Here is an 11,527-nt window from a genome sequence, read left to right on the forward strand (position 1 = left end):
ACCCTCCTATTCAGGGTATGATTAATTTATTATTCGGACCAATCCAGGCTTTCTAAAAATTCTAATACATCTTCATGCAGCTGTTCACGCTCTTTATCAAGGGTGATGACATGTCCGGACTCTTCATACCATTTGATTTGCTTAACGGGCGACTCGACAGCTTCATAAATAATATCGGCACTTTTTGAATTGATAACATCATCATGTCGACCCTGCACGACAAAAGTCGGTGCGTAGATATGATCTACGTGCTCACGTACATCCGTTATCAATTCTTGAAGAGCTTTTAATGTACGCATGGGCTTATCACCAAAGCGGCCCATTTCCTCTTCGATTTGATCTTGTTCTTTTCCCTCGTACTTTTTAAATTCTCTAGCGTAGTCCAATACTCCTTTATACATCGCTTCTTCACTTTTGATATACATAGGCGCACACATTGATACGATACCCTTTATAGGTACAGTGTAACCTAATTTGAGAGAAAATACGCCTCCTAATGACAGTCCGGCAACAGCAATTTCCGTATGGCCTTTTTCTTTTAGAAAATCATAGGCCATCATCACATCTTTCCACCAGTCAGAAGGACCCGTTTCCACCAATTCTTCAGGTGGGACACCATGTCCTTTATAGTGCGGCGCATGGCAGGTATATCCTCTCTTTTCGAGATATCGTCCAAGCATTCGTACATCGGCGGAATTACCCGTAAATCCATGTAAAAGTAAGACCGCCCTTTTTCCACCTTCAAAGGTAAAGGGCTTTTGCAGCTTCATTTTCATATGTAATAGGCTCCTTTAACTGTAACTGTCATATCTACTTGTTTTATAATTTCTAAATTAACTATAGCTATTCCTGCAACTATTGTGCAAAGAAAAAAGCCTAGCTATTTAGCTAGACTCATTTTTTGATCCATTACACATCAAAGTACGCAACAAGTAAAGTTAAAGCAAAGAATAAAACAGCTAATACGATAGTTGCCCGATGAAGAACAAGGTCTAAGCCGCGTGCTTTTTGCTTTCCGAATAACTGCTCAGCACCGCCAGCAATCGCACCTGATAAACCTGCACTTTTTCCTGATTGAAGCAATACCGTCACGATAAGCGCGATACTGACAATCACCAAAAGCGTTATGAGTAATGCATGCATGCAATTACACCTCCTGAAGAACCAATAAACAATTACCTTAACTTTACCACACCCATAAGGTATCCACAATCATTGTTATGGAATAATGGAAAGAATTCCTAGACTTCATAGTCATTGTTTTCTTTTTGAATCAAAATTTGAGATAATTCACTTAAAAGAGAAGAAAGAGGTGTTCCTATGTTTAAGCCCATACTCCGGATTCTTGATATACTGACCATCCTATTCTCCGCGGTAGCCGGTTACTCCCTTTGGGCAAACGGCAGTAATTTAATAAGTGTCCTGTTAATCATTCTCTCACCACTTCTACTGCTTCTAGCCAAGTATCATGGAAACCGATATTTATTATTTACTGCATATATCACGACAACCATTTATTTTACTGCTATTATTTATAATGGACTTTCAGATAGCAGCATCGACTTTTTCCAATCGGGCATCAGCGTCTTATTACTAGGATTAGCGGCCTTTTTATTGAGTATCATAGCCGCCGTCATAGGGTTTGGTACGAATACGCTTACCATTCTCTGGCTCGCCTTACATGCGCTTGTCAGCTTTGAAACAGTTACGATGAACAGTGCTTCCGGGTTCCTTTCCCACTTTTGGACAACCCCCGTGGTCGAAGCCGCCATCCGTAATGATTTTCCTTTTTTATTGATGATCATCTGGATTGGCTTGTTTCTAGATAAATACCAGCGGGAGTTAACAAGGGACTATTTATCCCGATAATATTCTTAGAACCTTATTTTTTGGAAATCTTATTTATACCAAGGAGCTTTTCGTATGTTAAAACCTATATTCACCGCAACCGCTCTTTCTTCCTTCATCTTACTAGCTGGATGTTCGTTCGATTTTTCATCGGATGAGAAGAAAGAACAAAAAGAAGAACAATCATCCCAGAATGCCTCAGAAGAAACGCAGAAGGATGATTCTGCAGGGCAAGTCAAACATCAAGTTGCCGTCGATACAACGGCAAAACCTGCCCAGGAAGGCCTTCAGACATTAGCCGAGCCTGAAAGTATACCAGTCTTGGTCAATAAACAATACAGCCTTCCCGAAAGTTACAAACCGACTGACCTAATCTATCCAAAAGTCGATTTCATCTTCGAGGATAAAATCGAGAAACGGATGATGAGAAAAGAAGCCGGTAAAGCGCTAGAGAAAATGTTCCAAGCGGCTGAAAAAGACAATATGCATCTAGCCGGCGTTTCCGCTTACCGCTCGCACCAAACTCAGATCGCCATCTTCAGCAACTATGTCGCACAGGACGGCGAAGAAAAGGCTAAAACATATAGTGCCCTGCCTGGAACAAGCGAGCATGAGACAGGGTTATCCATTGATGTCACAACACATGACGGGGCCTGTGCTGCCCAAGACTGCTTTGGTGACTCAGAAGAATCTGCATGGCTTGCAAAGAACGCCCACGAGTATGGATTCATCATCCGGTATCCTGAGGGGAAAGAGGATATCACGGGCTACAAGTATGAACCATGGCACATCCGCTACGTCGGTGTCGATGTCGCTACAGAGATATTTGAGGCCAACAGTACATTGGAAGAATATTATAACGCTGTACCGGTAGAAGCCAGTACTAAGAAATAACAAATGGGGGTGTCCGAGGGTGGACGCCCCTTTTTTTGAGTTTAATCAAACGTTTGATTAAACCCATTACTTGCTGGCATCTCTAGCTTTAGACGTTTATGGAACAAAAGAAAGTGCCTCTAGTTTCAATGGTAATTCACTGCTCTCCCTTGATCAACACGGGGATATTAATGAACCCGTAACAATTGGATTAATTCTATGATTCTTTCATCCTCACTCGGGTCAACGTACACGCGCTTTGTTTGGGTAATCAGGTCTGTATAGAACTTTTCACCAGCGGGATACCTGCCTTCCCAGCGTAAAGGGACATTATATACATGAATCGTACCGTCCCCATTGCTAGAATACGTAACGGATCCATCCACCAAGCGAGAACCTGCTAACTGAACAACATCTTTTGGATAGGCAGCACTTGTGTCATCATTAGGATTGAGCGGAGTGCCTGCCGGAAAATGCCTCACATTCAATTCATCAACATCCTGATTCGCGCCAAGCTGCAACCAAATTCTAGCATACTCAATCTGTTCAGTAGAGTACATGGATAGTGTTTCTTTCCCTTTCTTATCACCTGTTTGTTTCCCATCACTTTCCGGTGAGGGAGCGATGTCATTCGCCGCTTCGTCATCTGCCCCCCCTAGCTCATCTGTTGCTCTACTCTCATCTATGCCGGATACTTCTTCTGAATCTGTCATTTCATCTTTTCCTGAAGAATCAACTGCGGATTCTTTGCCAGCACATCCTACAAGCATTCCGGATAACAACATTGAAGCCCCACTAAAGAAAAGCTTCCTAGTTAGCTTTTTCATCGTCACTCAGTCCTTTCTAATCGCACCGGTCGTATTTATCCTTTCTAAATTGTAGTATATTGGAAATTTACGCTAAAATCATTATAAAATATATGAGGAGTGGGTTTGATGATGATTGTTGGACCTTTAGGGGTTGCCCTTATACCTGGCATACTCATAGTATCGCTTGCGTGGTGGTTCAGTAAAAAGGACTATCCCCGTCTACTCAAGATGTTACCAGGAGGCTTAGGCATCATTTCGGCACTTATTCTATTTTATATTGGTTTCGTTCACATCAGAGGATTTGAAGGGGCCGCATATGGTTTACTTTCCTTTTTTCTCATACTATTTGCTTGTATTTCCTTCTTAATGGGTCAAAAAAGGAACCATACTCGATAAGGAAAACCATGAAAAAGGGGAAAGGCATGTAGATTCTGTGACAGCAAAAAAAAAGGCACCGCTTCTCGTCAGAAGCGGCGCCTTTTTTTCATTATTTCTTCAAGTTATAGAAAGATTTCAAGCCACCATAGACAGCCAAGTCACCAAGTTGGTCTTCGATGCGAAGAAGTTGGTTGTACTTAGCAATACGATCCGTACGGGACATGGAACCTGTTTTGATTTGCCCTGCATTTGTCGCAACAGCGATGTCAGCGATCGTTGCATCCTCTGTTTCACCGGAACGGTGAGAAACGACTGCTGTATAACCAGCGCGTTTAGCCATTTCGATGGCATCGAACGTTTCAGTCAATGTACCGATTTGGTTTACTTTGATTAAGATGGAGTTGCCGATACCTTTTTCGATACCTTCAGCCAATTTTTTCGTGTTCGTAACGAATAAATCGTCACCAACCAATTGAACCTTTGTTCCAAGGCGTTCCGTCAGAAGCTTGTGACCATCCCAGTCATTTTCGTCCAAGCCATCTTCAATAGAAAGGATTGGGAACTCATTCACTAGCTCTTCATAGAAAGCGACCATTTCTTCAGAAGTCACGCCATTGCGTCCTTCGCCAGCAAGGTCGTATTTGCCTGTTTCTTTGTTATAGAACTCAGAAGAAGCAACGTCCATACCAAGATAGATGTCTTCGCCAGCTTTGTAACCAGCTTTATCGATTGCTTCGATGATGACTTGAAGGGCTTCACGGTTTGAACCAAGGTTTGGAGCAAATCCACCTTCATCACCAACAGCTGTATTTAAGCCTTTAGATGAAAGAACCGATTTCAATGCATGGAATACTTCTGCACCCATACGGACGGCTTCTTTAAAGCTAGGAGCACCGACAGGAAGAATCATGAATTCTTGGAAGTCCACATTGTTGTCCGCATGTGATCCACCGTTAATGATGTTCATCATTGGAGTCGGAAGTTGTTTAGCATTGAATCCTCCAAGGTAGCGATACAATGGTAGTCCTGAGAATTCTGCTGCAGCATGGGCAGCGGCCATGGAAACACCAAGAATCGCATTAGCGCCCAGGTTCCCTTTATTTTCTGTTCCATCTAATTCAATCATCGTTAAATCAAGACCAGCTTGATTGGTTACATCCAAGCCGATGACTGCTTCAGCAATGATATTATTTACGTTATCAACTGCTTTTTGTACCCCTTTGCCAAGGTAACGAGATTTATCTCCGTCACGAAGTTCAACCGCTTCGTGTTCTCCTGTTGATGCACCAGATGGCACGATCGCACGGCCAAAGTATCCTGACTCTGTTTGAATTTCTACTTCTACTGTTGGATTACCACGTGAATCTAGTACTTCGCGTGCATATACATGTTCGATATACGGCATTTAAATCTCTCCTTTTTTATTGCTGTTTTATTTAGATAATAGGGATTTACCCGTCATTTCGACAGGTTTTTCAACTCCAAGCAAATCAAGCATCGTTGGAGCCAAATCACCTAGAATTCCACCTGTTCTTAATGTTACCTGATTTTTTGTGACAATGACAGGTACAGGATTGGTTGTATGTGCTGTCATTGGGTTCCCTTCAAGCGTCACGACTTCATCGGCATTTCCGTGATCGGCCGTGATGATGGCTGTACCGCCCTTTGCGACGATTAGGTCGACAATCTTACCAAGGCATTCATCGACGGTTTCAATCGCTTTAATAGTAGGCTCCAGCATCCCTGAGTGACCAACCATATCCGGATTGGCAAAATTTAAGAGAATCGCATCAAAGCGGTCCGCCTCAATTTGCTCCAGCAAAGCATCCGTCACTTCATAGGCACTCATTTCAGGTTGTAGATCGTATGTAGCAACCTTTGGAGAATTAATTAGAATCCTCTCTTCACCAGGAAACTTCTCTTCACGGCCACCGCTCATGAAAAATGTCACGTGTGGATATTTTTCCGTTTCTGCGATACGAAGCTGTGTAAGATTGTTTTGAGAAAGTACTTCTCCTATTGTATTATCAAGATTTGTCGGCTTAAAAGCAACATATCCGTCAACAGTTTCCGAGAAATGTGTCAAACAGACAAAATGAAGGTGCTCAGGATGTCCCGGACCACGATCGAATGAACGGAAGTCCTTGTTCGTGAACGTATTGGATATTTGAATGGCACGGTCTGGACGGAAGTTATAGAAAATAACGGCGTCTTCGTCCTGTATTGTCGCTACAGGCTTACCATCTTCAGCGGTAATGACAGAAGGAATCACGAACTCATCGAAAATACCATGTTCATACGAATCATCCACACACTCCATTGCCGAACCGTATGCTGGTCCATCTCCGTATACCATGGAACGGTATGATTTCTCCACGCGCTCCCATCGTTTATCTCGGTCCATCGAGTAATAACGTCCGGAAATGGTAGCGAATTGTCCTACACCAATTTCCTTCATTTTGGCTTCGGCATCTTTAATATACCCTTTTGCCGTTTTCGGTCCGACATCTCGGCCATCCAAAAATGCATGAACAAATACATCTTTGACGCCTTCTTTCGCTGCCAGCTTCAGAAGGGCATATAAATGCTCAATATGACTGTGTACGCCACCATCTGAAAGTAAACCGAACAAGTGAAGGGCCGTACCCTTTTCCTTGGCATGGGTCATGGCATCAAGTAATGTTGGGTTTTCCGCGAATTCGCCTTCACGAATGGCAAGATTTACACGCGTCAAGCTTTGATAGACGATCCGCCCTGCCCCGATATTCAAGTGTCCTACTTCAGAATTCCCCATTTGACCCGCAGGTAGACCAACCGCTTCCCCACTTGCAGTTAAATGCGAGTGAGGATATTGTTCCCAAAATCGATCGAAATTAGGCTTTTTTGCATGATAAACTGCATTTCCCTCTTCTTCTTTCCGGCATCCAAAGCCGTCTAAGATGATAAGAGCGACAGGCGATTTACTCATATTGACCAGCCTCCAACAATTGTAAAAATGAATCGGGTTTCAAGCTTGCGCCACCAACCAAAGCACCATCGATATCTGGTTGAGCCATATATTCCTTGATGTTTTCAGGTTTCACACTACCACCATATTGAATGCGGACCGCTTCTGCCGCTTCTTTAGAAAACTTGTCAGCCACAACTGAACGGATATGGGCACACACTTCATTGGCATCCTCAGCAGATGATGACTTGCCAGTTCCGATGGCCCAAATTGGTTCATAGGCGATGACCGTTTGTTTCAATTGATCTTCAGTTAGACCGGCAAGGCCTTTTTCAATCTGCCCTCCAACGAAATCATTGGTTTCGCCAGCTTCCCTTTGCTCAAGTGTTTCCCCACAGCAAACGATAGGTGTCAGGTTATGTTTAAAAGCGGCATGCACTTTCTTATTCACGGCTTCATCCGTTTCATTAAACATTTCACGGCGTTCAGAATGACCAAGGATGACATAGGAAACGCCGATATCAGCAAGGGAAATCGGGCTGATTTCTCCAGTGAATGCGCCATTTTCTTCATAGTGCATATTTTGTGCACCAATCTTCACATCTGTTCCTTGTGCTGATTGAACAAGTTGATTCAAAAATAATGCCGGAGCACAGACTACCGAATCAATCTTATCCGCTTTTGGAATTAGTGTATTGACTTCTTCTAAAAACCCGGTCGCTTCTGATAATGTTTTATTCATTTTCCAGTTACCTGCAATAATCGGTTTTCTCATTCGTTCTCCATCCCTTCTAGAGTTGTTATTTTCTCGGATTGTCATTCTTACTTATCGTTCAAAGCCACGACGCCTGGTAATTCCTTACCTTCCATGAACTCTAGAGAGGCACCGCCACCCGTTGAAATATGGGACATCTTCTCGGCAAGACCGAACTTCTCCGCTGCTGCCGCTGAATCGCCGCCGCCCACGATGCTGTATGTATCTTTTGCATCCGCTAAGGCTTCAGCAACCGCTCTCGTCCCATTCGCATATTTATCAAATTCAAAGACTCCCATCGGTCCGTTCCAAATGACCAGCTTAGATCCTTTAATGACATCTGCAAAAAGTTCACTTGTTTTAGGTCCAATATCAAGACTCATTTTATCACTTGGGATTGAATCGATATCGACAATTTCCGTTTCCGCATCAGGAGAAAATTCCGCTGTAACGACCGCATCGATCGGCAAGTGCATTTTGACGCCTTTTTCCTTCGCACTTTCAATGAATGACTTGGCCAGTTCGATTTTATCTTCTTCCAATAACGACGTGCCAACTTCATGGCCTTGGGCTTTAATAAAGGTATAACCCAATCCACCGCCAATTATCAAGTGATCCACTTTTTCTAAAAGATTTTCGATGACGCCGATTTTATCTTTCACTTTAGCTCCACCGATGATTGCGGTAAATGGACGATCAGGTTCGGATAATGCTTTTCCTAAAACGGAAAGTTCCTTTTCCATCAACAATCCGGCAACGGCTGGAAGATGGTGGGCAATTCCTTCTGTTGACGCATGGGCACGGTGAGCTGCCCCGAAAGCATCATTGACATAGACATCCGCAAGTTTAGCAAATTCCTTCGCCAATTCAGGATCATTCTTCTCTTCCCCAGGATAAAAGCGTACGTTTTCCAGCAATAGAAGCTCGCCATCCTTTAACCCTTCGATGATTGATTGTACGGCCTCTCCATATGCTTCATCAGCTCTCTGTACGTCTTTGCCGATCAGCTGGCTCAATCTTTCTGCAACGGGAGCTAAGCGTAATTCTTCTACAACTTGTCCCTTAGGACGACCAAGGTGACTGGCTAATATAACTTTTGCCCCTTGTTCGATTAAGTACGTGATAGTCGGTAATGCAGCCTTGATTCTCGTATCATCCGAAATCTTACCATCCTGCATCGGAACGTTGAAGTCCACTCGGCAAAATACGCGTTTTCCTTTTAATTCAATATCTTTAATCGACTTTTTATTCATAATCCAAGAACCTCCTTAGATATGGTTACTATATTTTCCACTCTATTAGTAAAAAGGGAGTCAACGACTTTCCAACTCCCTTTTTCTCTTTTCCATTATAATCTGTAAACGGATAATTATCCAAAAACAAGCGTTTTTTATGCTGTTATAAAAAAAACCTCACCTTCGTGAGGTTTTTTTCTATTCATAATTTAAGCGAATTACAGACCTTTTTTAGCAAGATATCCAATTAAGTCTACAACACGGTTAGAGTATCCTGTTTCATTATCATACCAAGATAATACTTTTACCATGTTACCTTCCATGACCATTGTAGAAAGCGCATCAATTGTAGAAGAAGATGGGTTTCCGTTATAGTCACCAGATACTAGTGGAAGTTCACTGTATTCAAGAATGCCTTTTAGTTCGCCTTCTGACGCCTTTTTGAACGCTGCGTTTACTTCTTCAGCTGTCACGTCTTTTTCAAGCTCAGCCACTAAGTCCACTACAGACACGTTTGGTGTAGGTACACGCATCGCCATACCATTTAATTTCCCTTTTAACTCAGGAAGGACAAGTGCTACAGCTTTAGCTGCACCTGTTGTTGTCGGAATGATATTTTCAGCAGCTGCACGTGCACGGCGATAATCTTTATGAGGTAAATCTAGAATTTGTTGGTCATTTGTATATGAGTGAACAGTTGTCATCATTCCACGTTTAATACCAAATTGTTCTTGAAGGACTTTAGCAAAAGGAGCTAAGCAGTTTGTCGTACAAGATGCATTTGAAATAACGTGATGGTTTGCTGCGTCATATTTTTCTTCATTTACACCCATGACAATTGTAATATCTTCATCAGAGGCAGGAGCAGAGATGATGACTTTCTTCGCACCAGCTTCTAAATGTTTAGCTGCATCGGCACGTTTTGTAAAACGTCCTGTTGATTCAACAACAACTTCTACGCCAAGTTCGCCCCAACCTAATTGTGCTGGATCACGTTCCGCCAATACTTTGACTTTATGTCCATCAACTACCAGGTAATCCCCGTCCACTGTTACTTTCTCTTGTAGAGAACCATGAATGGAGTCATATTGTAGAAGGTGTGCCAACATATTAGCATCCGTTAAGTCGTTAATAGCGACGATGTCCACCTCTGGATTTTTTAATGCTGCGCGGAATACGTTACGTCCAATACGTCCAAAACCATTAATACCAACTTTTACTGTCATGAAAAATTCCTCCTCTTAAGTTCGAAAATATTTTATTAAAGGGTATGATATCCCTGAATTAACTCCATTGCTGCCGCCTCATCCGTAATCAAAACCGTGGATGAAGGAGCGCCTTTCATATAGGAACGGATTGCCTTCGCTTTAGTCTTTCCACCAGCGACAGTTATCACTCGCTTTTCTGGGCTAAGATCCTCTAATTGAATGCCGACGGTCAAGACTTTGTGGACAACAGTTCCATCTTCATCGTAATAATAACCAAACGCTTCACCTACAGCATTTCCATCATGTAGCTTTTTTAACATATCAGGTGTAGTATTTCTTCGCTTAGCCATCGCTAAAGCATCACCGATACCATGGATAATCATATCTGCAGATTTAATTTTGGTGATGACCTCTTTCATGGCAGGCTCCTTCATGAAGGAAGCATACGACTCATCGCTCAGTTGATCGGGTACATACAATACCCGGTATGATGCGCGAGCTTTATGTGCCATTTTTTCTACAATCGTGTTTGCTTGGTTCTGCGTTGCTTCACCAAGACCCCCTCGGGCTGGAACAAATGTCAGTTGCATCGATGCTTCATCTGGTGATAAAGAATTGGCTACTTCGGCCATTGTCGACCCGCCAGTAACCGCTATGGTGTTTTTCATGCTCCATTCCCGCTTCATACGGTTTGCACAGGCTTTACCCAAATCTTTTTTTACCCAAGGCGATTCATCACAGTTTCCTGAGACGATAATGACCTCGTCAACCTGTAGCATTTCCTGCAATTGCCTCTCCATAATGTCTATACCCATTACTTCTCGCATTATTCCTTCCAATTTTTCCAGGATTTCAATCCCTTCTTCAGAAAGCAACATGCCAGAACTAAATATATTTATGAGGTTCTGACCTTTTAGAAAATCAATTTCACTTCGAAGGGTCCGCTCCGTCAAATTAAGGCTAACAGCCAGACTTCGCCTTCCCACTGGTTGCAACATTTTGATATAACGCAGGATATCATACCTTTTTTGCATAACCGAAAGGAAATCGGGCAATAATTTTCTTTGTACTTCGAGTAATGTATGCATGTTAAAACTCCTAATAAATCTTTATGGACATATTATGTCCCACATAGTCATTTTTTGTCCCACTTAAAATAAAAAAATATTCCTGCTACATACTTTATTCTAGCAGGAACGGAATGTTTCTTCAAATCATTTGATAGTTTATTTTTCCAAAAAGCTGCGAATCGTTGATATATCAACATTTCCGTACTGAATGATTCTTCCATCCTTCTCAATGACTGGAATCATTAACCCGTACTTTTCTAGTAGCGCATCATCAGAATGAATATCGATTTCTGAATAATGCAGGTCGGATTCCCGTTTTAATTCATCCAGGACCCGTTTTGCCTTTACACATAGCGGGCATTGTTCCCTGCTATACAAAATGAATGTCTTCTTTTCCACCGTTAC

The 11,527-nt window shown here is 42.4% G+C and carries 13 protein-coding genes; 3 read left to right on the plus strand and 10 right to left on the minus strand.

Annotated features, from left to right (window positions below):
- Nucleotides 1-29: 29 nt before the first annotated feature.
- Together ACQKIC_RS13250 and secG are read right to left on the minus strand one after the other, a co-directional pair.
- The gene (locus ACQKIC_RS13250; protein WP_427591419.1) at nt 30-776 is read right to left on the minus strand and encodes an alpha/beta hydrolase; all 747 of its coding nucleotides are present in this window, start codon (nt 774-776) and stop codon (nt 30-32) included.
- 133 nt (nt 777-909) lie between these two features.
- Nucleotides 910-1,143 (minus strand): preprotein translocase subunit SecG, encoded by a 234-nt coding sequence (gene secG, locus ACQKIC_RS13255; RefSeq protein WP_402870772.1) that lies wholly within the window; start codon nt 1,141-1,143, stop codon nt 910-912.
- A gap of 177 nt (nt 1,144-1,320) precedes the next feature.
- Between secG and ACQKIC_RS13260 the strand changes: the two genes are divergently transcribed.
- Both ACQKIC_RS13260 and ACQKIC_RS13265 read left to right on the plus strand, forming a co-directional pair.
- Nucleotides 1,321-1,869: a hypothetical protein gene (locus ACQKIC_RS13260; RefSeq protein ID WP_402954481.1), complete on the plus strand. Its 549-nt coding sequence runs from the start codon at nt 1,321-1,323 to the stop codon at nt 1,867-1,869.
- Nucleotides 1,870-1,923: 54 nt separating this feature from the next.
- Nucleotides 1,924-2,742 carry a M15 family metallopeptidase gene (locus ACQKIC_RS13265; protein ID WP_402954484.1) on the plus strand — a complete coding sequence of 273 codons (819 nt, stop codon included), beginning with the start codon at nt 1,924-1,926 and terminating at the stop codon, nt 2,740-2,742.
- Between the two features lie 167 nt (nt 2,743-2,909).
- Here ACQKIC_RS13265 and ACQKIC_RS13270 read toward each other — a convergent pair whose 3' ends face one another.
- Nucleotides 2,910-3,548 carry a hypothetical protein gene (locus tag ACQKIC_RS13270; protein WP_427591420.1) on the minus strand — a complete coding sequence of 213 codons (639 nt, stop codon included), beginning with the start codon at nt 3,546-3,548 and terminating at the stop codon, nt 2,910-2,912.
- A gap of 108 nt (nt 3,549-3,656) precedes the next feature.
- On the opposite strand from ACQKIC_RS13270, the gene ACQKIC_RS13275 reads away from it, so the two are divergent.
- Entirely contained in the window at nt 3,657-3,926 is a 270-nt protein-coding gene (locus ACQKIC_RS13275) for a YesK family protein (protein ID WP_427591421.1), read from the plus strand.
- Nucleotides 3,927-4,017: 91 nt separating this feature from the next.
- Here the strand turns inward: ACQKIC_RS13275 and eno are convergent, their stop codons facing one another.
- The 7 genes from eno to ACQKIC_RS13310 all read right to left on the minus strand — a co-directional run bounded on the left by eno (nt 4,018) and on the right by ACQKIC_RS13310 (nt 11,521).
- Complete coding sequence (gene eno / locus ACQKIC_RS13280) at nt 4,018-5,313, minus strand: phosphopyruvate hydratase (RefSeq protein ID WP_402870762.1); 1,296 nt, start codon at nt 5,311-5,313, stop codon at nt 4,018-4,020.
- A gap of 27 nt (nt 5,314-5,340) precedes the next feature.
- Nucleotides 5,341-6,876, minus strand: coding sequence for a 2,3-bisphosphoglycerate-independent phosphoglycerate mutase (gene gpmI, locus ACQKIC_RS13285; RefSeq protein ID WP_402954490.1), 1,536 nt, complete (start codon nt 6,874-6,876; stop codon nt 5,341-5,343).
- Nucleotides 6,869-7,630: a triose-phosphate isomerase gene (gene tpiA / locus ACQKIC_RS13290; RefSeq protein ID WP_402954493.1), complete on the minus strand. Its 762-nt coding sequence runs from the start codon at nt 7,628-7,630 to the stop codon at nt 6,869-6,871. The genes gpmI and tpiA overlap by 8 nt, the downstream gene beginning before the upstream one ends.
- A gap of 47 nt (nt 7,631-7,677) precedes the next feature.
- Nucleotides 7,678-8,862 carry a phosphoglycerate kinase gene (locus ACQKIC_RS13295; protein WP_427591422.1) on the minus strand — a complete coding sequence of 395 codons (1,185 nt, stop codon included), beginning with the start codon at nt 8,860-8,862 and terminating at the stop codon, nt 7,678-7,680.
- 200 nt (nt 8,863-9,062) lie between these two features.
- Entirely contained in the window at nt 9,063-10,070 is a 1,008-nt protein-coding gene (gene gap, locus ACQKIC_RS13300; RefSeq protein WP_402870751.1) for a type I glyceraldehyde-3-phosphate dehydrogenase, read from the minus strand.
- 35 nt (nt 10,071-10,105) lie between these two features.
- Nucleotides 10,106-11,140, minus strand: coding sequence for a sugar-binding transcriptional regulator (locus ACQKIC_RS13305; protein WP_402870748.1), 1,035 nt, complete (start codon nt 11,138-11,140; stop codon nt 10,106-10,108).
- A 138-nt stretch (nt 11,141-11,278) separates the two neighbouring features.
- Nucleotides 11,279-11,521: a glutaredoxin family protein gene (locus ACQKIC_RS13310; RefSeq protein ID WP_402870745.1), complete on the minus strand. Its 243-nt coding sequence runs from the start codon at nt 11,519-11,521 to the stop codon at nt 11,279-11,281.
- Nucleotides 11,522-11,527: the final 6 nt, after the last annotated feature.

The sequence above is a fragment of the Peribacillus sp. NPDC046944 genome, from assembly GCF_050272735.1.
Taxonomy (GTDB): domain Bacteria; phylum Bacillota; class Bacilli; order Bacillales; family DSM-1321; genus Peribacillus.